This is a genomic window from Paenibacillus sp. FSL H7-0442, assembly GCF_038593105.1.
GTDB classification, from domain to species: Bacteria; Bacillota; Bacilli; order Paenibacillales; family Paenibacillaceae; genus Paenibacillus; species Paenibacillus polymyxa_D.
In genome coordinates this window covers 1,443,391-1,468,649 of the sequence record NZ_CP151963.1, presented here as the reverse complement: position 1 = coordinate 1,468,649, position 25,259 = coordinate 1,443,391, and the positions used below count along the sequence as shown (strand labels likewise).

The window sequence follows — 25,259 nt, the reverse complement described above, 5'->3', positions numbered from 1 at the left end:
ATGATCAATCAAGCTTGCCCCAAAAAAAGCCGCACAGGGTAGCATAAGCGCAAAAAAACGTGCATTCGGGTCTCTTATGCCTGAATGCACGCTATATTGGGTAACTCATATGGGATCACTTCCTATAATCACTTGCTATCTTCGCCAACGATCCCCCGCTGTTGAATTAACTTTTGCCATACCACACCGTGAGACGGGGAAAAGAGAAAAGCCAAAAGCAGCAACACACCCGATACACACAGCATACATGCCGCAATAGAAGCATCCAATACACTTGCTGTGTAAAAGCCTGCGACCGAGCTGATGGCTCCAAGTCCGACACTGTATACAATCATACGGGACAACTTCTCCGTCAGCAAATAAGCGGTAAGAGGCGGTACAACGAGCATGCCAACCACCAGAATTGCGCCCACGCTCTCAAATGACGCCACCGTCGTTAGTGAGACGAGACTCATCAGCAGATAATGAAAAAAAACAACTGGAATGCCTAATGAAGCTGCCAAAGCGGGATCGAAGGAAGTAATTTTAAATTGCTTGAAAAAGCCCCCTATCACGAGCAAATTGATCAAAAACATCGCACCCGTAATCCACACAGCCCTCGGACCTACATCAAAGCCGGCTATCTCTAACGTATTCCACGGCACATAAGCAATTTCCCCATATAAAACGTGATCCATATCCAGATGGGCATTGGAAGCAAACACGCTGATCAGCAAAACACCGATAGCAAACAATGACGTAAACACCACGCCAATGGCAGCATCACTTTGCAGACCGCTTTGTTGGAACAGCTGAATCAAATACACCGTTAGAAGACCCAGCACTGCCGCACCAAACATCATCCACACCGAATCTCTCGATCCGCTAATGAGAAAGGCAATGACAATCCCCGGTAGTACCGCATGACTGATTGCATCACCGATCATAGCCATTTTTCGGAGCACAAGAAAGCACCCAACGATACTACATCCCCCTGCCACTAACATTCCCGTCAAAATTACATAAAATGAACTCATAGGGCACGCTCCTCCCTTGGCTGTGTTCCGACTGTCAGCTCCAGATTTTTCCTGGCGTTCAACCGAACGATAGCCTTGGAGATCATCCCGCGCTGCGGCGCAAAAATCAAGCTCATTCCAAACACCACAGTCGCACACAACACACATAACGGTCCTGTAGGCAGATTTTGCCCCAGAGAGCTAATGAGCGTCCCACCAAGCCCCGCTATAGCACCAAACAAGCCTGATAGACACACCATGACACCCAGCTTCTCTGTCCAGTATCTTGCCGACACTGCCGGGGTAATCAGCAAGGCAGCCATCATTATGACTCCCACGGCCTGAATGCCAGCAACCACCGCAATGACAATCAATAGCATCAACAACTTATCCAGCCAACCTGCCGGAAAACCAAGTCCGCGCGCAAAGCCAGGATCAAAGCTGAGCAACTTAAATTCCTTGAAAAATAATATACATATTCCGATGAGTACCACTGAAATTACCGCCATCGTATAGACATCAGACAATACCATTGCCGCAGCTTGACCAAATAGAAATTTGTCCAATCCGCTTTGGTTTCCTGCGCCACTATGCTGAATTTCGGTCAACAACATAATGCCAAAGCCAAAAAATACCGACAGCACCGCTGCAATCGCCGAATCGCTTTTAATTCGCGAATACCGGGTTAACGCACTGATAGCAAAGGTCGCAACAATCCCTGCAATGGCGGCCCCAATCATAAATCCAAACACAGATTTTGTACCTGTGATCATAAATGCCACACATACCCCCGGCAAAGCCGCATGTGCCAAAGCATCTCCCATGAGCGACTGCTTGCGCAAATACATAAAACTGCCAATCACCCCGCTGCTTAAACCGAGCAAAATGCAGCCCAGCAAAATCCACTGCATGTTTGGATCGGTCAAAAGCGTTGCCAAGCTTGTCATACTGCTCACCTCACTCCAAGTATCGTGCCGGAATCCGGGCCTGTTTTGAGTATACTCAGACGCCCGCCATACGTACGCTGCAGATTTTCCTCGGTAAAAATATCTGTCGTCTCTCCAAACGCCATAAGATGCCCGTTCAACAGCATAACCTGATCAAAATAATCCGTGACTGTAGATAAATCATGATGAACGACAAGCACGGTTTTACCCTGCTGTTTCAGATCGTTGAGCAATGAAATAATGGCTTTTTCCGTTGCAGCGTCCACACCGACGAACGGTTCATCCATAAAATAAAGCTGAGCGTCCTGCGCGAGTGCTCTGGCTAAAAAAACACGTTGTTGCTGGCCGCCAGACAATTGACTAATCTGTCTGTCTGCATATTGGCTCATTCCAACTTTGTCCAAACTCTCCATTGCAGCCTGACGATCTGCTGCTCCCGGACGCTTAAACCAGCCCAATCTGCCATACCGTCCCATCAAAACCACATCCAATGCGTTCGTCGGAAAATCCCAATCCACCGACTCCCGCTGTGGTACATAGCCAACCTTAAGCAGCTGTTGCTTATAGGGCTTGCCGTAAACTAGCACCTCGCCCCTAAGCTTTGGAATCAATCCAAGCGTTGCCTTGATCAGTGTAGATTTCCCAGCCCCGTTCGGGCCGATAATACCAATCAGCTTGCCTTCCGGCACCTCAAAGGAAACATCGAACAAAACGGGCTTTTTTTGATAAGCTACCGATAAATCACGAACGACAAGTGGTGAATGCCCCATGTACCTCTGCCTCCTTATTTAAGAGCTTTAACAATCGTATTGACGTTATGCTTGACCATTCCGATATATGTTCCATTTTCTGTGCCCTCTTCACCCATGGCATCCGAATACAGCTCGCCACCAACCTCAATTGTATGACCTTGCTGAGCGGCCCCCTGAATAACCGCATCTATGGCCTTTCTCGGAACACTAGATTCTACGAATATGGCCTTGATTTTATGCTCCACCAAATAATCTCGCAGCTTGGTCACATCTTGAGAACCCGCTTCTGATTCTGTGCTCATACCTTGAAGTCCTCTCACTTGAATGTGGTAGGCATCTCCGAAATAGCCGAAAGCATCATGTGCCGTGACAAGCACGCGCTGGGCTTCCGGTATACTGGCAATCTGCTCTCTCGTGTAATCATCCAGCTCTCGCAGCTCAGTAAGATAGGCTTCTGCGTTGGCCTTATATTCCTCCGCATGAACAGCGTCTAGCGCCGACAATTCATCTCTGACGGTTTCTACCGCAGACATCCAATTCTGTACGTTAAACCAGATATGTGGATCATGCTCAGATCCCATTTCCGGGCTACCTGCACGCAACTGATCCTGTGCGATGTTTTTGGACACGGGTATGACGGGTTTTTGCTTGCTGATTTTCTCCAGAATGTCCTGCATTTTTCCTTCCAGATGCAATCCGTTATAAAAAATAACGTCGGCCTGATCCAGCTTGCGCATATCTCCCTGTGAAGCCTTGTACAAATGCGGGTCAACGCCTGACTTCATAATTCCCGTGACCTCCACATAATTACCGCCGACCTTGCCGACAATGTCAGAGATCATACCGATGGTAGCCGTAGCCTTTATTTTTTGTCCCGTCTCTCTCGCACTTCCCTGCTCCTTCTTCTTAGCATCGGTACATGCAGTCGCTAGAACCAGAGCTAGAGACAATACTCCAACTGTCGTTACCCAGCGCGGCAAAGCCTTCTTAAACTGCTTTTTCATGTTTTAAAATCCTCCTTTGAATTTCGTTTTGGGACAAACTATTTCCTTGATTCAATTATTTTTTATCAATACTATATTTTAGAGTATACACTAAAGTTTTTACCTAGGGAAACATTTTGCGAAATATAATTCTTCTTATGTATTTCGTTATACCGTTCGATTTTCGTTCTCCCAATGTGTAATATATAGAAGATATCCAATCGTTAAACCAAAGAATACATATAAAGAGGTGTAGGTCATGAAGCCAATAGGGTACAGCCCATATCGGAACAAACGTCGGCAAGTTCGGATACGAAAAATACTGCTCATTTTTATGCTGGTATGCTGTCTGCTTGCCCTAACTTCCTGTGCTCGAGGTGACATCCATGTAGATGTTCATCTCGATCAAAGTGTAGATATGGATGCGACGTTCAGCGTAAACAACCAGACACTGATGATGTTGGACAATCCCGGGGTGCTAGATCAATTAGTCAAGCGTATTCAAAGCAACAATGTAGATGTACAGCCGCTAGCTGAACAGGGAAGAAAGGGATATCAAATCAAGGGGCATTATCAAGGAGATTGGAGCACAAACAAAAAAAATCCCAGTCAGGGATTACATCTACCTGAGGGATTAGAAATAAAGCGCGCTGTGAGCCAACATTTTTTCACAACGAATATTGATCTTACCATGAAGCTCGATCTACCACGGATGCTTCCTGAAGAAGCTCAAGGACTGAGTGACAAATTTAAGCAAATGAATGTGTTTGCGCGCAAATTACTGGAGCGGCAGCTGGATCTTAACTTCAGCCTATCCTTACCCATCCAACCTGCTACCCATAATGCGGACCGTGTGTCGGAAGACGGAAAAACACTGTACTGGAACATTGCTCCATTGGAATCTAACGAGCTAAAATTGTCTGTTAACGTGCCCAATGTACGACATATCATGTATGTAGCTGTTACGAGCCTGATATTGATCGTGATCGCTGTGATCTTACTAATTCGTAGACATCGCTCCAAAAAAGAAACTTAAAAAAAGAAACTAAAAAAATCGTTGTCTAATTTCTGGTGGGGGGATCAGACATTGATCCTCTTCATCCTTGCCAAACCAACGATATCGGTTACGCGCCACCCAGTTATAGACTGCGTTGCGCACAAAGCGGGGTACCAGGATGAAACCATAGGCCAGCGGGTATGGAAAACGAAGACGTTTGGCAATTCGCAAAGCCGCGGTGGACCTTGTATAATACGTACCGTCTTCAATCAGCACGAACGTATCCAGCTGATCCGCAGATAGTCCTCCTGCACGTAATAGTTCTTGTCCTGCCTCGGATTGCAGGGAACCAAAATGAAATGTTCCCTTAGGGTCACGCTTGATAATAAAGCGGACTGCTCCCTGACAAAAGTGGCATACCCCATCCACCAACACAATGGAGTGATCTGAATGAGCATGATCAGACTGGTTCATATAGCATTTCACCTCCAGGGAAATCAACGGCATGAATACCATCAACGCAACCATATGAATATAAACAAAAAAACGCCGAAATTATCCGACGCTTGTTTAGAAATGTATAGTCTTTACCTGTTCGAAAAACTAGCTCAATGCTTTCTCAAACAGCTGTTTCGTATTAATTTGCTCTAAAAACTCCTCATGGAACTTATCCATACACTTGCAGATAAAATCCTTATGGCATACCGGGCAAGGCGTCGTTAGCAGTCGACTAATATTCGTCAAGGTCCACTCCGGATGACGTTGAGAAAAAACGCGGCACTCCGTTCCATCGGCCAAACTCATTTTAAACTCATAAAGCCCTTCTTTTTCGTTGCTGCCAGCCAGCGTGAAATTAACAATATTCGGTCTGTAAGACATCATATCACCCGTATTTTTCAAATTTGTTTCGTACCTGATGACCAGAATCACCTAAGCCATCTTAATGAATTTTGGCGATGATGTCAAATGGTCGTGAATCTCAGCGAATCAAGATCTATGTGCAAAAGCCCCCGATAAATCGGCGGCCAGAGTGTAGAAGTTATAGAAATGCAGTCAAATGACATTAAGCTCGACATCAATGTTACCGCGTGTTGCTTTGGAGTACGGACAAAAATCATGCGCTTGGCGTGCCAAATCTTCGGCCTGGGCGCGTTCAATACCGGGTATTTTCACATCCAGACGTACCGCCAGCTGGAAGCCGCCATCGCTTGGATCCTTGCCGATAGATACGTGGCTGGTGACCTCAACATTGTCCACCTTCACCTTAGCCTTCCGGGCCACATTAGCCAATGCGCTCTCATAGCAGGCACCATAGCCTGCCGCAAACAATTGCTCTGGATTCGTAGCTTCTCCACCTGCGCCACCCAGTTCCTTCGGCGTGCTGAGCTTATGCTTCAAAACTCCATCGGATGAAGCGACTGAACCGTCTCTTCCACCATGTACCGTTGCTGATGCTGTGTATAATGCTTCCATGATTTCATCTCTCCTTCACTATATTTTTTTGCATTCCGCAGGAACCTATCGTCATGTTAATACATGATTTCCTTCTCGTATGTACTTTAAACGAACTACATAAAATGAATCATTTGAAATATGGATGTAAACTAGTACATTTACCGTTTAGTTCCACCCCACCATGTTTACACTATATGTTATAGGTCCCTACTTGGGCCGTCTACATTGAACAACCATCTCCACCAGTCGTTTAATTTTCAGGGACGGAATAAGGTAAGACCATTTTATGGTCCTACCCATTCGATGGGATAACTCTGTCGCACGTGAGAAGGAAATTCACAAAATATGGAACGGGCCTTCACCCGGTAGATGGACAACAATTTAAAAAATCCAAAACGACCAAGCCGCTCCCCTCAGAGCGATATAGCTTGGTTTTTCTATGGTTCAGCTTATACGATGGCCATATTGCTTCAAAAATACGATTAACTTGCTTGACCACACAAAAGTTGTACTAGACAAAAACTATTGGGAGTGTACAATAGGGATAACACAATCGTTATGTCACTAATAATATATTTCAACATCCATAAAGAAGGTGAAGCGTATGAAAAATACAAAGGGTAACTTCGCGGAAATCGCTTCACTGTCGGAAGTGAATCGTTCCTTGAGCGTCCCAAAAGACGGGACCTGGTTTCGGAAGTTTCTTGCCTTTGCTGGACCCGGCTATATGGTCGCAGTCGGCTATATGGACCCCGGCAACTGGGCTACAGACATCGCCGGCGGATCAAAATTCGGCTACACGCTGCTTAGTGTCATTCTAATCTCCAACCTAATGGCCATCCTGCTGCAAGCCTTATCTGGCAAGCTTGGCATTGCCACAGGTAAAGATTTGGCTCAAATGTGCCGTGATGCCTACAGTCGTCCTGTCGCGATCGGCTTATGGCTCTTGTGCGAAATTGCCATAGCAGCCATGGATTTAGCCGAGGTCATCGGTTCAGCCATTGCGCTGAAGTTGCTGTTTGGTCTACCGTTACTATACGGAGTTATCATTACCGCATTTGATGTTATGCTCATTTTACTGCTGCAAAACAAAGGCTTTCGGGCATTGGAAACCCTCGTCATTGTACTGATGGCGACGATTGCCGGCTGTTTTGGCATTAATCTCATTTTGGCACAACCGGAATGGGGCGGCGTATTGGGTGGCTTTGTACCAGACTCGCAAATTTTGACGAATCCAAGCATGCTGTATATTGCTATCGGTATTATGGGTGCTACCGTAATGCCGCATAACCTGTATCTGCATTCTTCTATTGTACAAACTCGCAAATTTGAGCAGACTTCAGCAGGTAAACGGGAAGCTATTACATTTGCAACTTGGGATTCCAGTATAGCGCTGATGTTCGCATTATTTATTAATGCCGCCATCTTGATCGTGGCAGCTGCTGTATTCCATACGGCAGGAAGAACAGATGTAGCCGAAATTAGCGATGCCTACTATCTGCTTTCGCCCCTACTGGGAACCACACTGGCGAGCATACTATTTGGGGTAGCGTTACTCGCCTCAGGGCAAAATTCAACCGTAACAGGCACTTTAGCCGGGCAAATCGTGATGGAGGGCTTTTTGAATCTTCGTCTTTCACCTTGGTTGCGTCGTCTGGTGACCCGCCTCATCGCGATCATTCCAGCGGTTATCGTCACTGCCATCGCAGGTGAAAAAGGTGCGGAGGAACTGCTTGTGTTGAGCCAGGTCATCCTGTCCATCCAGCTTCCCTTTGCCATCATTCCATTACTGCTCTTTACCAGCGACAAAAAGATTATGGGCGAATTCGCAAATAAAATGTGGCAAAAAGTACTAACCTGGCTCGTGACCGCAGTCATTATCATCTTGAATGTAGTACTCATCATCCAAACGATTTCAGGTTGAACAATAATGCTTACAGACGCCTAGCTACACCCAAAACAGGAGATATCCAAAACGCCATAAAAGGCGTAGTGATATCTCTTTTCTTTACGCTTAGCTCCGCATTCTTTTCCACAAATCTAACATCAAGCATGCTCTCATGATCTCCTTACTCGACACGGATCGAATTTCCCGAGTTGTAGAGCGCTCCCCTTACTTACGAACCTGTTCGTATCGCTTTTCAAAAGCTCCTTTTAACTTCAAAAGTCATATTACCAATTTTCAATTGTATGTCTATTCATTTAAGTAAAATTCTTTACTTCCTTAGTTTGTAATGCTACAGTAAAATCATAATACTAAATGTTTAGTATTAAAAGTTTATTATTAAACTATATGGAGGAGATATTATCTTGAGTACAACACGTGTGATGGTTCTTGGGCTCTTGCTGCAATATGGAGCAATGTCAGGATACGAAATACAACAGAAAATGCAATCAGCACAAACGGATAAATGGGCTTATGTGCAACCAGCTTCCATATATCATGCCTTAAAAAAAATGGATTCAGAAGGAATTGTACAGTTAGAAACGTTAGAACAGACAGGGAACCGGTCCAAAGCTATATATGCTATCACGGAGGCTGGAAAAAGTGAGTTTAGTCGGCTTTTAATCGAATCATTTAAGGAATCTTCTGTTGTATTTCCAACAGCACTGTACACAGCTTTAACTTTTATGAATGAGGCTGGGCTCCATGAAATTGAGGAAGCTTTAAGTTTCCAGCAGCAAGCCATCGAAAAAATCTATAAAGAAATGAAATTAGGGCAAGAACAAAAAGCTGAACTTATGGATATCCCTGTAAACGTTATGTTAATTTTCAGAAATATTTATGATCAATGTGAGCTTCAATTAAAATTTGTCAAACAAATTAAAGAGGAAATCAGAAGAAATTTATGAGGAGGATGTAATAATGAAACTGAGTAAAGGAGCACAAAATAAGCAAAAAGCTGCACTAATGGTTGTCGGATTAGCTGTATTCATTGATATGTTAATCTATGGATTAGTCGTTCCCATTTTGCCAAGGTATGCAGATTCTTTGGGCGCAACTCAAACTGAAATCGGATTTTTATTCAGCAGTTATGCAATCGCATTATTTATAGCTACACCTGTTTTTGGCCTATTAACGGATCGGATTGGGAGAAAGACACCTCTATTATGGGGGTTAATTGGACTCATAGCCTCCACTTTAATGTTTGCCATAGCCCACACTTTCTGGCTACTTGTAGTGGCACGCGCTCTTCAGGGAATAGCAGCCGCAATGACCTGGACAGCAGGACTCGCTCTCTTGGCTGATCTATACCCTTCTGAAGAACGTGGTAAAGCCATGGGCTTGGCATTATCCGGTCAAGCCGCCGGAACCCTTCTCGGACCAACAATTGGCGGTTGGTTGTATCAATGGGGAAGTTACCAGCTTCCTTTTTACTTTGCCATCTCCTTGGCCGTCATCGATGCTATACTTCGACTAATTCTCCTGCATGATATTCCGGAAGCGAAAAATGAAAAGTATATTTCCCCTTTCTCGTTCATGAAAAATAAAGATTTGCTTTTGGTTATTGGAGTGGTGATTATCGGTGCATCCATCCCAAGCGTACTTGAGCCAACATTACCGTTACATCTACAGCACAATTTTAGCGCTAACCCAGGACTTATTGGATTATTATTTGCTATTCCCACGCTTGCTTATGGCCTAGCAACACCTTTTATAGGACAGTTTTCTAGTAAAATCGGCTATAAAAACGGAATTCTCCTCGGTCTACTTATGATATCCATTGCACTTCCTCTGACTGCACTTCCAGCAATATTATCGCTTCAAGCTGTTATTTTAGCTGTTTTAGGGGTTAGCATGGGTATGGTCCTTGCTCCCTGCTTACCTCAACTTGCTGATATCTCTCAACGAAGTGGAATTCATTCTTATGGAATTACTTTCGCACTCTATAACGCGGCATACTCGATTGGACTAATGATCGGCCCTATTTTGAGCAGTACTCTCACGGATCTAATGAATATTAAGTTCTCTTATTTAATCATAGGCATTATTGTATTTATATACATGTGCGTACTCGCTTCAGCCTTAAGGAAAGCCAAAAATTCATATCCCCATAAGAAATAAAACATTTTATTACATATTTTTACACCACAGAGCATTCCAGTCCCTGAAAAAAAGGTATCCCTCAAGCTTATCGCTCAGGAATACCTTTTTTTGATCCATCTATGGCTTGACATGCTCTACTTTCATTTGCGCCTCAAGCGCGAGATTCAGCTTGAGCACGTTGACACGCGGCTCGCCGAACACGCCGGCGCTGCGGCCTTCTGTCTGCTCCTGCACCAGTGCTCTCAGTTGATCCTGCGGGATACCCGTCAAGCCGCTAATGCGCGGAATTTGCACCCATGCCGCCTGTGGCGAGATGTGTGGGTCTAGACCGGAGCCGGAGTTCGTAATCAGGTCCACCGGAACCTGACTGACGGGTACACCCGGGTTATGCTTCTGCCAATCCGCAATAGAGTCCTTGACTCGCTGTATCAAGGCCGGATTCGACGGTGCGTAGTTACTAGAGCCTGAACCAACCCCATTATAATCAACGCTCGATACCCGACCTTGAAAAAACGCCGAATCAGTGAAAGACTGCCCAATCAGTTCGGAGCCGACCACCCGCCCCTCCGCATCACGGAGCATACTGCCATTTGCTTGCTGCGGAAACAGGACCTGCGCTATTCCTGTACTGGCTAGCGGATATGCCAAACCGCACAAGAGAATCATCAGCACCGAAGTTCGCAAAGCCACTCCAATAACTGTACTTCCTCGCATCTCTTGTCTCTCCGGTTTTCCTTCCGACACAGTCCCGGTCCCTGTATGTTTGTTATGACCTTGTCCGCCAGATTCAGCTTTTTCGTGTGCAGCAAATCTGCGTCCAGACATCATCCGATAAAAACCACTCATGTCGTTCACCCTTTCTGCGCTAAATCCACAAATGCACCAGCAAATCAATGGCCTTTATACCGACAAACGGTACGACCATACCGCCCAGACCGTAAATCAGCAAATTCCGTCCCAGCAGGCGATCCGAGCTCATCGGCTTATACTTCACGCCCTTCATGGCCAGCGGAATCAAAAGCGGAATAATAACCGCGTTAAAGATCAACGCCGACAAAATAGCGGACAGCGGGGAGCCAAGCCCCATGACGTTCAAAGCGCCCATTTGTGGAATGGCTAGCATGAACATCGCCGGGATGATGGCAAAATATTTGGCAACATCGTTCGCAATGCTGAACGTTGTCAATGCTCCGCGCGTCATAAGCAGCTGCTTGCCGATCGCGACCACCTCAATAATTTTGGACGGATCGGAATCCAAGTCCACCATATTAGCCGCTTCTTTGGCCGCGACTGTGCCGCTATTCATGGCAAGACCCACATCGGCTTGCGCCAACGCAGGTGCATCATTGGTGCCGTCTCCAGTCATGGCAACCAGCTTACCCTGTTCCTGCTCACGTCGGATAACCGCGATTTTGTCCTCCGGCTTGCTCTCAGCTACAAAGTCGTCCACACCCGCTTCTCGAGCAATTGTAGCTGCTGTCAGCGGATTATCTCCGGTACACATGATCGTACGGATACCCATTTCCCGGAGCTGATCAAACCGTTCCTTCATGCCTGGCTTCACTGTGTCCTTTAAATAAATAATACCGTATATCTGATCATCTAGCGCGACTGCCAACGGTGTACCTCCTTCAGAGGCTACCTGATTCGCTTTTTCCTCCAGATCGGCTGGAACACTGCCATTTTGCGATACGATCCATTGCCGAACGGAATCCACTGCGCCCTTGCGTACCTTTCGTCCATCGGCCAGATCCAGACCACTCATCCGGGTCTCCGCCTTGAATTCGATAAAGGTTCCACCTGCCGCCAAGGATTCATCCAACGTATGCTCCTGTTTGCGCATCAACTCGAGAACCGAGCGACCCTCTGGCGTCTCATCCTTCATAGAGCTAGTCGCTGCCCACTTCACTAGCTCTGCCTTCTCCACGCCCTCTACAGGCACGAATTCACTCGCCATCCGGTTCCCGAAGGTGATTGTACCTGTTTTATCCAGAATCATCGTGTTGATATCCCCAGAAGCTTCTACCGCCTTGCCTGACATGGCTAGCACATTAAACTGGGTGACCCGGTCCATACCGGCAATCCCGATGGCTGACAATAGTCCTCCAATCGTGGTTGGAATCAGACAGACTAGCAACGAAATCAGCACAGGAACAGGCAAATCAATGTTAAAATGACGGGCAATCGGCGCTAGCGTAACCACCACAATTAGAAAAATAATCGTCAAGCTAATCAGCAAAGTGTTCAGCGCAATCTCATTCGGCGTTTTTTGCCGCTGAGCGCCTTCCACGAGCGAAATCATTTTATCAATAAATGTCTCGCCCGGCTCTGTCGTAATCCGCACCTTAATCCGGTCACTAACCACTCGCGTTCCGCCGGTTACCGAGCAAAAATCACCACCCGATTCCTTGATGACCGGAGCCGATTCTCCCGTAATTGCAGATTCATCCACCGAAGCCAAACCTTCAATGACCTCACCATCGCTTGGAATCATTTCACCCTGGGAGACAATAACTACGTCCCCCTTACGCAACTCGGTTGAGCTAACCACCTGAATGTCATTTCCGACGAGCTTGTTAGCTTGCGTGTCCTGCTTGGATTTTTTTAAAGAGGCAGCTTGTGCCTTACCCCGCCCCTCCGCGAGCGCTTCGGCAAAGTTGGCAAAAAGCAACGTAAACAACAGAATAACAAACACGGCCAGGTTAAAGCCTATTTCCTTGTCAGTTCCAAAATAACCGGGAAACAGTAACATTAGCAGCACGACCAATGTACCGATCTCCACGACGAACATGACAGGATTTTTCATCATCATCATCGGATTTAATTTTATAAAGCTATCCTTGATCGCATGCTTCAAGATGCTTCTGTCCAGCATGTGTTTGCGTTGTTCCTTCATGGTCAAACACCCCGTTCATCCATTCTCATTTTCTTCTTCACATGGTCAAAAATTCAGCAACAGGTCCCAATACGATGACAGGTAAAAAGGTCAACGCACCAATCAGCAGCACGACTCCGATCAGAATGGCTCCAAATAACTTGTTGTCCGTGCGCAGTGTCCCCGTCGTCACCGGAGTCGGCGCTTTGGCATTCAACGAAGCCGCCACAGCCAACAATGCAATCATAGATACATATCGCCCGAAGAACATAACCATCCCCGTTGTTACATTCCAGAATACGTTGTTATCTGAAAGACCTTCAAACCCCGAACCATTATTTGCGGCAGATGACGCATATTCATAGAGCACCTGAGTCAACCCGTGATAGCCAGGGTTAGTGACCGCATCATATCCCCAATGACTCATAAACGCAAGCGCAGTTGGGGCGAGAATGAGAAACGGATGTACCAAAATGGCAATGGCGATCAGCTTCATTTCCTTGCCTTCAATTTTCCTTCCCATAAATTCCGGAGTTCTCCCGACCATCAGTCCGCATATAAACACACCCAGAATCGCATACATCAGCATATTCATCAGCCCGACACCCTTGCCGCCAAAAATGACGTTTAGCATCATTTCTCCCAAAGCAGCCATGCCACCTAGCGGGGTTAGTGTATCATGCATATTATTGACCGAACCTGTCGTTGCCGCTGTTGTGACCGCAGTGAATAAAGCCGATTGTCCAATACCGAAACGAACCTCTTTCCCTTCCATGCTTCCCTGAGAAGCATCCACACCCAGTGTCTGGATTAACGGATTACCTGTCTTCTCAGACACATACGTAATGGATAGAAAAATTAGAAACAATACCATCATGGAGCTAAAAATAATCCAGCCCTGCTTACGATTACGGGCAAACAATCCAAAGGTATACGGCAACGAAGCCGGCATTACCCACATTGCCAAAATTTCCAGCACGTTCGTCCAAGGACTTGGATTTTCAAAAGGATGCGCAGAGTTAGCTCCCGCATAACCGCCCCCGTTCGTCCCCAAATGCTTGATGGACTCCAGAGAAGCAATGGGTCCCATAGAAATTTGCTGTTGTGTTCCGCTCAGCGTCGTAAGATCCGCCGTAGGCTGTAGCGTCTGTGGTATCTTCAATCCCACCAGCACCAGCGTAAGCACAAAGGCCAGTGGCAGGAAAATCCTTATAATAGCTTTAATAAAATCTTGAAAGAAATTGCCCATCCCTTCACCGCGCCGCGTCAATCCTCTCATAAAAGCCGCAGCAACCGAAAAACCGGAAGCAGCCGAAGTGAACATCATCATCGTGACGAACGCCATCTGTGTCAGATACGTAAGCCCGCTTTCTCCGCTATAATGTTGGAGATTCGTATTCGTCATAAAGCTGATTACCGTATTAAAAGCTAGTGATGCTTCCATATTACTGTTTCCAGCCGGATTACCGGGAAGCATTCCCTGTAAACGCAACAGCAAGTAGCTGATTGCCACAAGCACGACGTTCGTAGCAATGAAACTCATAACATACGTAGTCCAACGCATGCTCTCCACTTTCTTCAAGCCTACTACCTTATAAATCAGCTTTTCTGTTCTGCCAAAAATCCGATCCGTTCGATTCGGTTCATTCGAGAATACATGATACATATATGTACCCATTGGCTTTACCAAGAGCAGCAATATAACGATCACAATTCCAATTTGAAGCAGCTCCATCCTCTATTCCTCCTTCAAAATGCTCCTGCGTTTGGAACAACAGACCCGATTAGACCATCTATGAAGTGCACACGTTTGCGAAAACCTGCTACCAATGATGCTTTAATGCTCAGATCTGTTGTTCTTCGCCCGCTCTATCCCTACAAGTGACTAGAACTTTTCAGGGTTCAGGAGTGCGTAGATTAAATACATAAACACAATAGCCGTAAGCCCGAGTATAACGATCATCCTCTTCGTCCTCCTTTAGAGGTCTGCGCATCACACCAGCGTACAAACAGCAGTATCACTCCATAACTCACAGCCATGACGAGCAGCATGTATATATCCATCATGTTTATACCCTCCGTATCGATCCTCAGATCGCCATTCTTATTCCATCATAAAATCATAAAACAACTATGTCATAAGTGCTTATCCGTTCAGCAGAAAACCCACCTCTCCGTTCAATGTGTAGATCACATGGTCCGCTCCCAATCCCCGATAAATTCCTTGTGGATTACAGCCGTGTGTAATAACATAGATCGATTCCGATGTTAGTGGTCGACATATTTGCAGGAAACGGCAAGTCAGATTCAAGCTGTTCTCGAACAAATACACACTACCAATTTCTTTTTTTGGAAAATTCCATTTTCCCGCTTGCATGGTATTGATGCGGACAATGTGCTCCACACCCATTTTTTTGAGCTGTCGTTCCTCCTGGGCGCTATTCGTGAGAACTGCAAACGCCAATTTTTTGAAAATAAGCAATTTCACAAAACTTCTGCCCGCTTCATTCGGTGCAGTGACAATAATTAACCGACCTTCCATCAGTAGCTCCTCTCCCGGTATAAAAAGACAACAAAAAGAAGCCGAAGGAAAAAGGCTTTCCTCCGGCTTCTGACATATCCATGATAAAATAAACCATGGCTGCACACGGCGGTTTGTTGCCTCTCCCTGTACGCTTACGAGGTTAGCTGTCGGATTCGGACGTGAGAGTCGCCCTATTTCTGGCACTTGACCGGAAAATTCACCCCATGAGACACACGGCTTCCGAAGCCGTACAGTCTCGATTGGTTCCCCCGCTTTTGCAACTGCAAAATTCAGCGCTATAGACATTTCGTTGTTGCTTCATTTAAGTTAATTTGAAATTACGTCTTGAATCATACACCCGCGCATGGAAGACTGTAAAGCTCAACTGCAGGGTTATAAATCGGGCTTTAGAGCATAAAAGATTAATAATAACGCTTACAATGCAACTTTGCTTCTCACATCTCCTTTAATCTCTGTTTTTCATCCCTTTTTGAAAATGACAAGCATGTCAATATTGGCGTAGGGTAAAGCGTTATTGGCCTTTTTTTGCAAAAAGAGAAGAAAATAAGCTATATGTACCAGCTAAACACCGATTGAACCCGCTTTTATAAGAAGAAACACCTTAATTCGCTCCATTTGCGGTGCGATTTACTGTTTTGAGCAAAATACGATTTTACAGCGCCTGAAGGCTTTATACAGCTTTTCCAGGCTTGCAACCCTTCTTTAAATTGTCTAAAATTTAATTGCTGAATATTGAATGAGGAGAGATGCTATGACCGTTTATGAATATGATGCGCAAACCCTGCAAGGGAAACAAATTCCGTTATCCACATTTGAAGGGAACGTTCTGCTTATCGTGAACACTGCCAGCAAATGTGGGTTAACCCCCCAATACAAAGCGCTACAAGAGCTATATGACCAGTATCATGAACAGGGGCTCGAAATTTTGGGATTTCCCAGCAACCAGTTTGCCAAACAAGAGCCAGGTTCCAGTGAGGAGATCTCCGAGTTTTGCCAGATCAATTATGGTGTCACCTTTCCGATGTTCGCCAAGACAGATGTCAATGGCGATCAAGCACACCCCTTATTTCGCTACCTGACCCAAACAGCTCCGGGGGTATTAGGGTCCAAAGCGATCAAATGGAATTTTACTAAATTCTTAATTACAAGAGAAGGTAACGTGTTTAAGCGCTATGCACCGCAAACCACTCCAGATAAACTGGCGGGAGATATAGAGAAGCTTTTGCAGCAAAACTGACATTCTTCATTATCACAGTTAATAAACGACCTGTTGCAACCGTGGCTTCCGTGGCTAAAGAATATAACGAAAATGCTTAACAAAAAAAGCACCCTTTCACGTAAACCGTGTCAGGATGCTTTTTTAACTAGGTCTTGCATATAATGCGGTCGAGAGGACTCGAACCTCCACGGGCGTACGCCCACTACCCCCTCAAGATAGCGTGTCTGCCATTCCACCACGACCGCAAATCATAATGTATTGAGGCAACAGATTTATTATACTCTCTCATCAACTATTTGTAAACAAAAATATTATAATTATTTTAACTTACATATATGAGCGATAATAATACCGTCCTGCATAAAGATAACCGCTTGCTGAACTATGCATTAATGTTGCCCCCTTACGGATTATCAGAACCACCTAGCACTTAACTAAGTAATTAATTTGACGAAATAACGTATTTACGATTGTAAAAACACGTATAAAAGTGTATCATAGTTTCAGATGGTTAATTCTAACATGTTTACTGATGATTATTATAACACACCAATTATTCCGTAAGAATCCGTAAGGGGCGATTTCTTTTGAACAACAAAATGCCTGTCACCTCCTTCGGGTGGGCCATCAAACAACGGCTTGTCGAACTTCGACTGGATCAGAAAACATTTTGTGAGACACACAATATTCCGCCTTCACGCTTGTCCAATCTGATTCACGGCACCCGCAAAGCACAAAGGTACAGAAAACAAGTTGCTGCAATTCTGAACATCGACGATAACGATTATAAGGAGGCATCGCCACTCTAAATCCAACAAGCATTCCAGTTACATACAGGTCATTCCATATCACCAAGAAACCAAATAAACCCGTAAAGCGAACCCCTCCAGTTCGTTTACGGGTTTTCAACCCAGACAATCTTTAGCCAAAAAAATCATTCCGGCTTTGTTTTATCCTTCTCACTTTTTTGCTTACGATATTTCGCAAATTCAACATATTCTAAAATAAAATTCTGTTCTTCCGTCTCAAGATCTTCTGCCTGGCAATTCAGTGGCCCCATCACTCCAAAAAAATAAGCAGCCTTCTGCTCCTGAAGTACGCCTTCTCCCGGCTTAATCCCTTTCATTAACCAATCGAGCGATACATTAAAAAAGTCCGAAATCTGAATTAAATGAGTGGTACCCGGCGTTGTTTTCCCCCTTCTCCAATCACCGAGATTCCCTGAACTGATTTTAAGCTTTTCACAAAATGCCTTCTTGGTCATTCCCCGATCTTTAATCAAAGCTTCAATCCGTTGATAAATAGTTTGATCTCCCAAAATGTTTCCCCTCCGAAACAGTAACTTTTTCTGAAATAATTTTCATTTTTCAGCCTTACTCATTAGTAATCCCCATTAAATCCTAAGCAACCATTACCCCATAGTAGAATTGCGCTGGTTTTTCTCTTTACGAAAGCGGGTAAATTCAATATACTCAAGTATAAAATTTCTTTCCGCCTCACTAAGCGGTTCCCCCTGGCAATTCAGTTGCCCTGAAGCGTCAAAAAAATAAGGGTCTTGCGACTCCTTTAGCACCTCACCCTGTATATCTCGACCCAGCATAATCCAGTCCAGACTCGCATCAAAAAAAGAAGCGATTTCAATGAGTTTATTCGTGCCCGGCGTCGTTTTTCCTCTTTTCCAATCCCCGAAGTTCCCTGTACTAATGCCTAACTGCTGGCAGAACGCCTTTTTCGTCATTCCCCGTTCCTTGATGAGTTCCTCGATGCGATGGTAAATAGATTGCATAGAAGTTCCTTCCTCCCTAGCAGGCTCTCAAATAACGATATCATGTTCTCTGTTCCCATTTCAAAGATCACGTATGCTAAAATTACCGAATTATGTATGTTGGTTTCCATTATACCACAACACGCAACAAAAACCGCCTGTTTTCCGAAGAAAGGGCGGTCTTTAAGCCAGTCCACTTACGCCAATCACGTAGCAGAGTTGTCGATTTTAAGTAAAATATGCTTCAATTCATTCAAAGTTTCACTCAGATGCAATAAATCTTCTTCTGGCAGATACACCAGTCTTTCTTGAATTTTATTGGAGAAGGTATGAAATACCTGTTCACAAAAAGCATCGCCTTCCTGTGTAATCGCCACATTCACGACTCTGCGATCCGAATCACACGACTGGCGGTCAGCCAACCCATGCTCCACCAGTTTGTCCAGAAGAGGAGTCATGTTCGGACGTGAGACATTGAGCTGTTTGGATAAATCAGATACCGTAGACGAACGTACTTCACGCAGGAGCATTAGCACCTGAAAGTTATTAGGCGACAAGTGTAATGGGAAATCGAGCGGACCGTAGGTGAAAAATTTCTTCTTCACAATCGGAAACAAGCCCAAAATATTTTCTGATATATTTCCTAACAGTTGAGTGTCCATATTTTTCACCGTCACTTCATAAGTTTATACTTATCATTCTATAACATTATGGCGTTATATTATACTATGGAATCATTATTTCATCATAATCATTACTTTATTACATCATTACACAAATAAAAAAAGCCTCTACCGCGAGAGACTTTTCCGTTCATTCCATTGATGCGGTCGAGAGGACTCGAACCTCCACGAGCGTACGCTCACTACCCCCTCAAGATAGCGTGTCTGCCATTCCACCACGACCGCATAACAAAATATAAATGGTGAGCCATGAAGGACTCGAACCTTCGACACCCTGATTAAAAGTCAGGTGCTCTACCAACTGAGCTAATGGCTCATGCTGTTCATCCAAGCTGTCCGCCATTAGACCAGACCTCAGGAATTTCCCTTAAGCATGCAACATGTAGTCTATAAAGACAACAATGACCCGTAGGGGATTCGAACCCCTGTTACCTCCGTGAAAGGGAGGTGTCTTAACCCCTTGACCAACGGGCCTTATTATTATGCGCCAACTTGGCGACAAGAAAGAGTATATCAAATAGAATAACAAATGGCAATACTTATTTTTGAAATTTTAAAAAAAGCAGTTTTTATCATTACAAAATGCATGTCCACTTACATTAACTTATCTAGAATCATTTAATCCCTGAAAAATCATGATAAATGATTGCAATATCACTTACATTTACTTATAATCACTTACGAGATACCGAAATCATTATATATCAGAGGAGCTTTCTATGTATCAGGAAGAACGAATGTTAAAAATCGTTGATTACTTACAGCTTCACAAGCGTATTTCGGTGGATGATATTTGTGAAATTTTTAATGTTTCACGGGATACGGCCCGTCGAGACCTGGTAAAACTTGAGGAGCATCAAAAAATTATTCGCACCCGCGGCGGCGCCCTTCTCCCTAAACTGCATCACGATCCAATTGGAAATTATAACGAAAGACTGCTTACTGTATCTGAGGAGAAACAAGTGATCGGACAATTGGCTGCCAACATGGTACGAGATAGGGATCGTATTATATTGGATTCCTCTACCACCGTACAGGCGTGTGCAGAAAGACTGAATGTGCAGGAATGTTCGGTTATCACCAATTCAATTAATCAGGCCGACGTACTATCTGGAAAAGACGGTGTCTCCATTCATCTGTTGGGAGGCCGCCTGCAAAAAGAGCACCGGTATGTATATGGCTCGTCCGTAATCGCCACTTTGTCTCACTATTTTGTAGACAAAGCTTTTATCGGGATTGGAGGCATATCATCTCACGGACTAAGCCTGATTCATGAAGAAGACGGTATGCTGAAGCATCAGATGATGAAACAGGCGGATCAGGTGATCATCCTTGCGGACCATTCGAAATTCGGAATTAATTTCCCGTATCGTTTTGCTGATTTATCTGAAGTTAATATCGTGATCACCGATCGCTTGCCAGAACCAGCAATGCTGGAAATTTTGCAACATCATGATATTGAAGTTGTTGTCCCCTCATAAAATATGAGACTGCTTAGCTAGAACTCAAGATTTATCACAGAGATATCGAAAGACAGGAGTTGGAGAGAAATGAAACTGTTTGCGATTGATATGGATGGAACACTGCTGAACGAGGAAGGAAAAATAAGCAAAGTGAACGCGGAGGCTATACGCCAAGCACAAAAGCAAGGCGTTCAGGTGACAATTGCCACTGGTAGAGCCGCTTATGACGCCTGGACAAAGCTAGAGGAAGCAGAACTTATAACTCCCGTCATTGGAGCAAACGGGGCAACCGTACACGATGTGCATCGTCGTCAGTTAACCTCTACTCCTATGGGCCGCAGTGAAACGTTTGAAGTGCTGAGCTGGCTGCACGATAACGACTTTTACTATGAGGTCATGACAGACCGCGCTATTTATTCTCCACAAAACGGACATCAGCTACTTGCTGTTGAAATGGATCGATTGCTGAGCGCCAACCCGGATATTTCGCTGGATACATTATTACACGCAGCCGAAAAACAATATGAACAGACCGGACATACCCGCATCGCTTCATATGAGGACATTCCACTGGATGTAGAGATTTATAACGTGCTCTGTTTCTCCTTTGATCAAGCCAAATTGGATCGGGGCCGTGAGCGTTACCAAAGTTTTCAGGGCCTGAACATGGTCATCTCTTCAGACCGTAACTTTGAAGTCGAGCATAAGGACGCGTCTAAAGGTAATGCATTGCGTTATCTGGCGAATCATCTGAGCATTCCCATGCAGGAAGCTGTAGCGATTGGGGACAGTTACAACGATATCTCCATGCTGACAATGGCAGGAAGAGGCATTGCCATGGGCAATGCAAAAGACGACATTAAGGCCGTCTGCTCCGAAGTGACTCTGACTAATACGGAAGATGGCGTCGCTCATGCTCTGTTGAACATACTCAAGACAGTTGAGGCCGACACTGTGAAATAGAAGTCATTGGCTGCTTACAAGACAGGCTGACGTCGCTTCATGCCGTACGCAGCACGTTCGTCTCTCCATTTAAACAATTTCCGGTCCACCGTTATTCTTAAAGCAGATATAGACGAAAAGGACGCTCGTAAGCATTATTACAATGCATACGAGCGTCCTTTTCTGCTTCAAATACCAACGGAGAGAGAGGGATTCGAACCCTCGCACCGCTTTCGCAGCCTAACCCCTTAGCAGAGGGTCCCCTTATAGCCACTTGGGTACCTCTCCATGGCTCCCCGAACAGGACTTGAACCTGTGACAACTCGATTAACAGTCGAGTGCTCTACCAACTGAGCTATCAGGGAACATTACTGTAAATTATCTTACAGTATGGTTAATTTACCATGATTCAGGGGGTGCCGTCAAGTGCAACAGGCGAAGCTTACCTCCACATTTCCCACAGCGATATCGCTGAGGATTCATCTTACGCTTGCGCATATACTCCTGTTTACAGGAAACGCATACTAGCTTGTAACGATAAGGCTGAGGCTTACGTTCCGTTCTTCCCGGCAGAGTCTGACAATGCCTGCTTCCTCCTACACGGGCCAACCATGCTTTGAAGTCAGCATCTCGATGCTGATAGCCCATCCCGCGCAAATGTAAATGATAATGGCACAGCTCATGCTTAATAATTTTCTCCACCTCAGAACGTCCGTAAGCTACGAGTTGATGTGGATTAATTTCAATATGATGACTTTTCATAAAATACCTACCGCCTGTGGAAGACAGGCGTGCATTAAAGGTGGCTTGATGTCGAAACGGCACACCGAAGCTCTCCAGCGAAATGCGCTCTACCCATTCTTGAAGCTCTTCATTACTCATAGAACGGCTCATTGAATGGTTCATTGAATTGCTCAGGGACTTGGACTCCATCCTTACGGTCTCTCCTCCTTTGCTCCTTACTGACAAGCATATTATAAAATAACGGCCGAAGTCTAACCCCCAATTCATAAGCACACTTTAGGTACCCACCCCATATGCTAAGCATACAGATGTAACGCAGAGGAGGAGATCGGCTTGCCTCAATGGCTCAGCAATCAGCTCATGCGGGCCTTTTACAAAAAGGACCGGCGCCAAATTAAACTGTTGAACGATTGTTGGTTTTTTTATCATAAAGCACCTGGCGTGGAGTTCGATGCCAACAACGGGTAAAAGCTAAAGGCATCCAAAATGAAAGCCGGAATCTCCGATGCGTTCGGAGATTCCGGCTTTTGTTAACCCTTCACAAGAAGGTTGTACAGTTTTATTTAAAGTATTATGCCTGCGATTGCGCCTCTGCAGGAGGTTTCATCGTCAGACCAACCCTGCCTTTTTTCAAATCAACATTTAACACCCACACCGTTACGTTATCACCGACAGATACGACATCCATCGGATGCTTTACGAAGCCACTGCGCAGCTGTGAAATATGAACCAACCCGTCACTTTTAATACCGATATCGACAAACGCGCCAAAATCAATGACATTGCGGACGGTTCCCTGAAGCTCCATACCCGGTGCCAGATCCTCGATCTTCAGCACATCCTTGCGGAATACCGGCAACGGCAGCTCGTCACGCGGGTCACGGCCCGGACGCTGGAGACTGTCCAGAATATCCTTCAGTGTCGGCACGCCGACTTCCAGCTTCGCGGCCAATTCGTCAATGTTGGACACGTTCAGTGCTTCCGTTGCAGCCTTGGTGCCCAGATCGTGGGCATTGATGGCCAGTTCCGCCAACAGGCGGTCTACGACAGCATAGGATTCAGGGTGAATCGGTGTGCGATCCAGCGGATTTTCTCCACCCGGTATACGGATAAAGCCAACAGATTGCTCGTAGGTTTTTGCACCAAGACGCGGCACCTTCTGCAACTGACGACGGTTGCTGAATTTACCGTTTTCCTCGCGGTACTTAACGATGTTTTTGGCAATCGTCGCATTGATCCCTGCTACATAGGATAACAGCGCAGAGGAAGCCGTGTTCACATCTACACCGACATGGTTAACGGCTGATTCGACAACGTCCTTTAAGCTTTCATCCAGATGTTTCTGCGACACATCATGCTGGTATTGGCCTACACCAATAGCCTTCGGCTCAATCTTGACCAACTCAGCCAGCGGGTCCTGCACACGACGTGCGATGGAAGCCGCACTGCGCTCGGCCACGTCCAAATCGGGAAATTCCTCCTGTGCCAGCTTGGAGGCAGAGTATACGCTTGCGCCCGCCTCATTGACGATCAGATACGCTAGACTGCTGTCACCAATGTCCGCGATGACTTCCGCTACGAATTGCTCTGTCTCGCGCGAAGCGGTTCCGTTACCAATGACAATCAATTCGATCCCGTATTGGGCAATCAGCTGCTTGAACTTTTCAGCAGCCTCGCGCTTCTTGTTGTTCGGTGGTGTCGGATACGTCACAGCCACTTCGAGCAGCTTGCCGGTGTCATCGACAACCGCCAGCTTGCAGCCTGTCCGATAGGCCGGATCGACACCGAGCACACGTCGGCCCTTGATCGGAGCCTGTAGCAACAGGCTGCGCAAGTTGCCTGCAAAAATGGAGATCGCCTGCTGCTCGCCCTTCTCCGTCATTTCAGCGCGCACTTCACGCTCGATAGACGGCGCGATAAGTCTTTTATACGCATCCTCAATGACACTGCGCAGCAGATCTTGCACGACAGACGATCCTTTAATCACTTGGCCTGCCACGTAATTGTAAATGGAATCTGGCACTACCTCCAGACCAACCTTAAGAATGCCTTCCCGCTCCCCGCGATTAATCGCCAGAATACGATGAGGTGGCATTTTCTTAGCGAGTTCACGATAGCTGTAGTAGTTCTCATACACAGATTCTTGCTCTGCGTCCTTCGCTTCGGAGGTCAGCATACCATGGTCCAGCGTATATCGGCGTACCCATTGGCGAATAGCCGCATCATCCGCTATATTTTCAGCTAAAATGTCCAAGGCTCCTTGGATGGCCGCCTCGGCGCTGTCCACTCCCAGTTCCGCATTTACATAAGACTCGGCTTCTTTCAGAGCATCGCCCTGCTTCGGCTGGCTCCAGATCCAGATGGACAGCGGCTCCAGTCCCCGTTCCTTTGCTACACTGGCGCGGGTTTTGCGCTTTTGCCGATACGGACGGTACAGATCCTCCACTTCCTGAAGTTTAACCGCAGAGGTGATAGCCGCCTGCAGGTCTTCCGTCAGCTTGCCCTGCTCATCAATAATGCGGATGACCTCTACCTTACGATCCTCCAGATTACGCAAATACACTACACGATCTTCAATTTCACGTAGCTGATTTTCATCCAGCTCTCCTGTCATTTCCTTACGATAACGCGCGATAAAAGGAATTGTATTCCCTTCATCCAACAAACTGATCGTTGTCCGGATTTGCTTGAGTGCCAGCGACAGCTCTCTCGCCACTTGTTTGACAATCCGCTCTTGGCGTTCTGCTTCGTTCGGCTCCTGCCGGATTTCCGTCTTCGTTTCCTCGTTAGACAAACCTATCCCTTCTTCCTCACAACTCTTGTCATACAGCATGTCTTTCATTATC

General features: G+C 45.7%; 25 protein-coding genes, 6 tRNA genes and 1 riboswitch. Of the genes, 9 read left to right on the top strand and 22 right to left on the bottom strand.

The features are described from left to right. Positions 1-128: 128 nt before the first annotated feature. From MHH57_RS06670 to MHH57_RS06655, 4 genes are read right to left on the bottom strand one after another with little or no spacing between them, the layout of a single operon-like run. On the bottom strand, positions 129-1,016 hold the full coding sequence (locus tag MHH57_RS06670) for a metal ABC transporter permease (protein ID WP_029516360.1): 888 nt from the start codon (positions 1,014-1,016) through the stop codon (positions 129-131). Next, a complete protein-coding gene (locus tag MHH57_RS06665; RefSeq protein WP_029516359.1) occupies positions 1,013-1,942 on the bottom strand; it encodes a metal ABC transporter permease in 930 nt (309 codons plus the stop codon). Before MHH57_RS06665 ends, MHH57_RS06670 begins: the two co-directional genes overlap by 4 nt. A gap of 5 nt (positions 1,943-1,947) precedes the next feature. Continuing rightward, a complete protein-coding gene (locus tag MHH57_RS06660) occupies positions 1,948-2,712 on the bottom strand; it encodes a metal ABC transporter ATP-binding protein (protein ID WP_029516358.1) in 765 nt (254 codons plus the stop codon). 14 nt (positions 2,713-2,726) lie between these two features. Beyond that, positions 2,727-3,698, bottom strand: coding sequence for a zinc ABC transporter substrate-binding protein (locus MHH57_RS06655; RefSeq protein ID WP_069012200.1), 972 nt, complete (start codon positions 3,696-3,698; stop codon positions 2,727-2,729). Between the two features lie 238 nt (positions 3,699-3,936). On the opposite strand from MHH57_RS06655, the gene MHH57_RS06650 reads away from it, so the two are divergent. Next, positions 3,937-4,713: a DUF3153 domain-containing protein gene (locus tag MHH57_RS06650; protein WP_049816931.1), complete on the top strand. Its 777-nt coding sequence runs from the start codon at positions 3,937-3,939 to the stop codon at positions 4,711-4,713. Positions 4,714-4,722: 9 nt separating this feature from the next. Here the strand turns inward: MHH57_RS06650 and MHH57_RS06645 are convergent, their stop codons facing one another. The 3 genes from MHH57_RS06645 to MHH57_RS06635 all read right to left on the bottom strand — a co-directional run bounded on the left by MHH57_RS06645 (position 4,723) and on the right by MHH57_RS06635 (position 6,147). Continuing rightward, on the bottom strand, positions 4,723-5,148 hold the full coding sequence (locus tag MHH57_RS06645) for a thiol-disulfide oxidoreductase DCC family protein (protein WP_029516356.1): 426 nt from the start codon (positions 5,146-5,148) through the stop codon (positions 4,723-4,725). Positions 5,149-5,277: 129 nt separating this feature from the next. Next, positions 5,278-5,604: a hypothetical protein gene (locus tag MHH57_RS06640; RefSeq protein WP_013309265.1), complete on the bottom strand. Its 327-nt coding sequence runs from the start codon at positions 5,602-5,604 to the stop codon at positions 5,278-5,280. Positions 5,605-5,727: 123 nt separating this feature from the next. Continuing rightward, positions 5,728-6,147: an organic hydroperoxide resistance protein gene (locus tag MHH57_RS06635; protein ID WP_013309264.1), complete on the bottom strand. Its 420-nt coding sequence runs from the start codon at positions 6,145-6,147 to the stop codon at positions 5,728-5,730. A 586-nt stretch (positions 6,148-6,733) separates the two neighbouring features. On the opposite strand from MHH57_RS06635, the gene MHH57_RS06630 reads away from it, so the two are divergent. The 3 genes from MHH57_RS06630 to MHH57_RS06620 all read left to right on the top strand — a co-directional run bounded on the left by MHH57_RS06630 (position 6,734) and on the right by MHH57_RS06620 (position 10,195). Next, positions 6,734-8,053 carry an Nramp family divalent metal transporter gene (locus MHH57_RS06630; RefSeq protein WP_340884731.1) on the top strand — a complete coding sequence of 440 codons (1,320 nt, stop codon included), beginning with the start codon at positions 6,734-6,736 and terminating at the stop codon, positions 8,051-8,053. A gap of 386 nt (positions 8,054-8,439) precedes the next feature. Continuing rightward, complete coding sequence (locus tag MHH57_RS06625) at positions 8,440-8,982, top strand: PadR family transcriptional regulator (RefSeq protein WP_069012203.1); 543 nt, start codon at positions 8,440-8,442, stop codon at positions 8,980-8,982. Positions 8,983-8,995: 13 nt separating this feature from the next. Beyond that, entirely contained in the window at positions 8,996-10,195 is a 1,200-nt protein-coding gene (locus tag MHH57_RS06620; protein ID WP_342434968.1) for an MFS transporter, read from the top strand. 99 nt (positions 10,196-10,294) lie between these two features. Here MHH57_RS06620 and kdpC read toward each other — a convergent pair whose 3' ends face one another. From kdpC to MHH57_RS06600, 4 genes are all read right to left on the bottom strand, one after another. Next, a complete protein-coding gene (gene kdpC / locus MHH57_RS06615; protein WP_342434967.1) occupies positions 10,295-11,023 on the bottom strand; it encodes a potassium-transporting ATPase subunit KdpC in 729 nt (242 codons plus the stop codon). A gap of 19 nt (positions 11,024-11,042) precedes the next feature. Beyond that, positions 11,043-13,073 (bottom strand): potassium-transporting ATPase subunit KdpB, encoded by a 2,031-nt coding sequence (gene kdpB, locus MHH57_RS06610; RefSeq protein ID WP_029516352.1) that lies wholly within the window; start codon positions 13,071-13,073, stop codon positions 11,043-11,045. 37 nt (positions 13,074-13,110) lie between these two features. Further along, positions 13,111-14,787: a potassium-transporting ATPase subunit KdpA gene (gene kdpA / locus MHH57_RS06605; protein WP_029516351.1), complete on the bottom strand. Its 1,677-nt coding sequence runs from the start codon at positions 14,785-14,787 to the stop codon at positions 13,111-13,113. Positions 14,788-15,198: 411 nt separating this feature from the next. Next, positions 15,199-15,594, bottom strand: a complete 396-nt coding sequence (locus MHH57_RS06600; protein WP_023987603.1) for a hypothetical protein — start codon at positions 15,592-15,594, stop codon at positions 15,199-15,201. A 115-nt stretch (positions 15,595-15,709) separates the two neighbouring features. After that, a riboswitch (cyclic di-AMP (ydaO/yuaA leader) is annotated at positions 15,710-15,882 on the bottom strand. A gap of 466 nt (positions 15,883-16,348) precedes the next feature. Here MHH57_RS06600 and MHH57_RS06595 point away from each other — a divergent pair. After that, the gene (locus MHH57_RS06595) at positions 16,349-16,834 is read left to right on the top strand and encodes a glutathione peroxidase (protein ID WP_069012206.1); all 486 of its coding nucleotides are present in this window, start codon (positions 16,349-16,351) and stop codon (positions 16,832-16,834) included. Positions 16,835-16,978: 144 nt separating this feature from the next. Here MHH57_RS06595 and MHH57_RS06590 read toward each other — a convergent pair. Next, positions 16,979-17,061: transfer RNA gene (locus MHH57_RS06590), tRNA-Leu, on the bottom strand. A 342-nt stretch (positions 17,062-17,403) separates the two neighbouring features. On the opposite strand from MHH57_RS06590, the gene MHH57_RS06585 reads away from it, so the two are divergent. Next, complete coding sequence (locus MHH57_RS06585; RefSeq protein ID WP_029516349.1) at positions 17,404-17,625, top strand: hypothetical protein; 222 nt, start codon at positions 17,404-17,406, stop codon at positions 17,623-17,625. 125 nt (positions 17,626-17,750) lie between these two features. Here the strand turns inward: MHH57_RS06585 and MHH57_RS06580 are convergent, their stop codons facing one another. From MHH57_RS06580 to MHH57_RS06555, 6 genes are all read right to left on the bottom strand, one after another. Next, positions 17,751-18,134, bottom strand: a complete 384-nt coding sequence (locus tag MHH57_RS06580; RefSeq protein WP_013309253.1) for a helix-turn-helix transcriptional regulator — start codon at positions 18,132-18,134, stop codon at positions 17,751-17,753. A 93-nt stretch (positions 18,135-18,227) separates the two neighbouring features. Continuing rightward, complete coding sequence (locus tag MHH57_RS06575) at positions 18,228-18,602, bottom strand: helix-turn-helix transcriptional regulator (RefSeq protein ID WP_318626934.1); 375 nt, start codon at positions 18,600-18,602, stop codon at positions 18,228-18,230. A 185-nt stretch (positions 18,603-18,787) separates the two neighbouring features. Next, positions 18,788-19,243 (bottom strand): MarR family transcriptional regulator, encoded by a 456-nt coding sequence (locus tag MHH57_RS06570; protein ID WP_023987598.1) that lies wholly within the window; start codon positions 19,241-19,243, stop codon positions 18,788-18,790. Positions 19,244-19,406: 163 nt separating this feature from the next. Next, positions 19,407-19,489, bottom strand: a tRNA-Leu gene (locus MHH57_RS06565). A 15-nt stretch (positions 19,490-19,504) separates the two neighbouring features. After that, positions 19,505-19,580: transfer RNA gene (locus MHH57_RS06560), tRNA-Lys, on the bottom strand. An 86-nt stretch (positions 19,581-19,666) separates the two neighbouring features. Further along, positions 19,667-19,738 (bottom strand) — tRNA-Glu (locus MHH57_RS06555). A 245-nt stretch (positions 19,739-19,983) separates the two neighbouring features. On the opposite strand from MHH57_RS06555, the gene MHH57_RS06550 reads away from it, so the two are divergent. Both MHH57_RS06550 and MHH57_RS06545 read left to right on the top strand, forming a co-directional pair. Further along, the gene (locus tag MHH57_RS06550; RefSeq protein WP_029516347.1) at positions 19,984-20,745 is read left to right on the top strand and encodes a DeoR/GlpR family DNA-binding transcription regulator; all 762 of its coding nucleotides are present in this window, start codon (positions 19,984-19,986) and stop codon (positions 20,743-20,745) included. 69 nt (positions 20,746-20,814) lie between these two features. After that, positions 20,815-21,690: a Cof-type HAD-IIB family hydrolase gene (locus MHH57_RS06545; protein ID WP_029516346.1), complete on the top strand. Its 876-nt coding sequence runs from the start codon at positions 20,815-20,817 to the stop codon at positions 21,688-21,690. A 178-nt stretch (positions 21,691-21,868) separates the two neighbouring features. On the opposite strand, the gene MHH57_RS06540 is transcribed toward MHH57_RS06545, so the two are convergent. From MHH57_RS06540 to MHH57_RS06530, 3 genes are all read right to left on the bottom strand, one after another. Next, positions 21,869-21,957, bottom strand: a tRNA-Ser gene (locus MHH57_RS06540). A gap of 1 nt (position 21,958) precedes the next feature. Further along, positions 21,959-22,034, bottom strand: a tRNA-Asn gene (locus MHH57_RS06535). A 34-nt stretch (positions 22,035-22,068) separates the two neighbouring features. Beyond that, the gene (locus tag MHH57_RS06530) at positions 22,069-22,602 is read right to left on the bottom strand and encodes a SprT family protein (protein WP_318626936.1); all 534 of its coding nucleotides are present in this window, start codon (positions 22,600-22,602) and stop codon (positions 22,069-22,071) included. A gap of 144 nt (positions 22,603-22,746) precedes the next feature. Here MHH57_RS06530 and cmpA point away from each other — a divergent pair, with 144 nt between their 5' ends. Beyond that, positions 22,747-22,881, top strand: a complete 135-nt coding sequence (gene cmpA / locus MHH57_RS06525; protein ID WP_007429337.1) for a cortex morphogenetic protein CmpA — start codon at positions 22,747-22,749, stop codon at positions 22,879-22,881. 103 nt (positions 22,882-22,984) lie between these two features. Here the strand turns inward: cmpA and MHH57_RS06520 are convergent, their stop codons facing one another. Continuing rightward, positions 22,985-25,207, bottom strand: coding sequence for a Tex family protein (locus tag MHH57_RS06520; RefSeq protein ID WP_039269623.1), 2,223 nt, complete (start codon positions 25,205-25,207; stop codon positions 22,985-22,987). Between the last annotated feature and the right edge of the window lie 52 nt (positions 25,208-25,259).

Coding starts and splice junctions, on each gene's coding strand:
- MHH57_RS06670 (WP_029516360.1), bottom strand. CDS start 1,016: ATGAGTTCATTTTATGTAATTTTGACGGGAATGTTAGTGGCAGGGGGA.
- MHH57_RS06665 (WP_029516359.1), bottom strand. CDS start 1,942: ATGACAAGCTTGGCAACGCTTTTGACCGATCCAAACATGCAGTGGATT.
- MHH57_RS06660 (WP_029516358.1), bottom strand. CDS start 2,712: ATGGGGCATTCACCACTTGTCGTTCGTGATTTATCGGTAGCTTATCAA.
- MHH57_RS06655 (WP_069012200.1), bottom strand. CDS start 3,698: ATGAAAAAGCAGTTTAAGAAGGCTTTGCCGCGCTGGGTAACGACAGTT.
- MHH57_RS06650 (WP_049816931.1), top strand. CDS start 3,937: ATGAAGCCAATAGGGTACAGCCCATATCGGAACAAACGTCGGCAAGTT.
- MHH57_RS06645 (WP_029516356.1), bottom strand. CDS start 5,148: ATGAACCAGTCTGATCATGCTCATTCAGATCACTCCATTGTGTTGGTG.
- MHH57_RS06635 (WP_013309264.1), bottom strand. CDS start 6,147: ATGGAAGCATTATACACAGCATCAGCAACGGTACATGGTGGAAGAGAC.
- MHH57_RS06630 (WP_340884731.1), top strand. CDS start 6,734: ATGAAAAATACAAAGGGTAACTTCGCGGAAATCGCTTCACTGTCGGAA.
- MHH57_RS06620 (WP_342434968.1), top strand. CDS start 8,996: ATGAAACTGAGTAAAGGAGCACAAAATAAGCAAAAAGCTGCACTAATG.
- kdpC (WP_342434967.1), bottom strand. CDS start 11,023: ATGAGTGGTTTTTATCGGATGATGTCTGGACGCAGATTTGCTGCACAC.
- kdpB (WP_029516352.1), bottom strand. CDS start 13,073: ATGAAGGAACAACGCAAACACATGCTGGACAGAAGCATCTTGAAGCAT.
- kdpA (WP_029516351.1), bottom strand. CDS start 14,787: ATGGAGCTGCTTCAAATTGGAATTGTGATCGTTATATTGCTGCTCTTG.
- MHH57_RS06600 (WP_023987603.1), bottom strand. CDS start 15,594: ATGGAAGGTCGGTTAATTATTGTCACTGCACCGAATGAAGCGGGCAGA.
- MHH57_RS06595 (WP_069012206.1), top strand. CDS start 16,349: ATGACCGTTTATGAATATGATGCGCAAACCCTGCAAGGGAAACAAATT.
- MHH57_RS06575 (WP_318626934.1), bottom strand. CDS start 18,602: ATGCAATCTATTTACCATCGCATCGAGGAACTCATCAAGGAACGGGGA.
- MHH57_RS06570 (WP_023987598.1), bottom strand. CDS start 19,243: ATGGACACTCAACTGTTAGGAAATATATCAGAAAATATTTTGGGCTTG.
- MHH57_RS06550 (WP_029516347.1), top strand. CDS start 19,984: ATGTATCAGGAAGAACGAATGTTAAAAATCGTTGATTACTTACAGCTT.
- MHH57_RS06545 (WP_029516346.1), top strand. CDS start 20,815: ATGAAACTGTTTGCGATTGATATGGATGGAACACTGCTGAACGAGGAA.
- MHH57_RS06530 (WP_318626936.1), bottom strand. CDS start 22,602: ATGGAGTCCAAGTCCCTGAGCAATTCAATGAACCATTCAATGAGCCGT.